This window comes from Neisseria sp. HMSC070H10 (assembly GCF_001837635.1).
GTDB lineage: Bacteria > Pseudomonadota > Gammaproteobacteria > Burkholderiales > Neisseriaceae > Neisseria > Neisseria subflava_A.
Genome location: NZ_KV833372.1, coordinates 1 through 484, shown reverse-complemented (window position 1 = coordinate 484; position 484 = coordinate 1). Strand labels below are relative to the sequence as shown.

The following is a 484-nucleotide window of genomic DNA, read 5'->3' as shown; positions in this document are numbered from 1 at the left end:
ATAATCAGGCGTTGCTTCGATTTCTAAAAAAGTACTGCCGTTGTAGTTGGTCTGATGCACTACCGTAAAGCCGTCGGTCGGCCGTTTTAGCTTACGCCGCCTGTGTTTGAGCCATTTCTGCCGCTCTGCCTTGTCTTTCCATCTGAGTACCGCCTGTTTTTCTCCGTCAGGCCGCAAACGGCCGGAAAGCCGCAGATAGCGCCGGTACACGGGAATCTGCCACTTTTTCGCTAAATCTTCAGGTGGCATATCAAGCAAACAGGCACTATGCAGCGTGCCGGCCATCTGTCTGAACAAATTCTCGAAGCTCTCTACAGGATAAAGCTGCCCGCAGCCCGTTGCGTCATCCGCATATGCTTGAGAAACAGAGACCGTCTGAATGCCGCTATCTGCATGAGACAAAATGGGCAGCAACATGGCCGGCCACAACAAAGCAGCTAAAAATTTCACACTCATCTCCTTCTTGATAAAAATTATTACTTGC

General features: G+C 50.0%; 1 pseudogene. It reads right to left on the bottom strand.

Going from position 1 to position 484, the window contains the following annotated elements:
• Positions 1–484: pseudogene (locus HMPREF2606_RS05920) on the bottom strand (hypothetical protein); the annotation flags it as partial.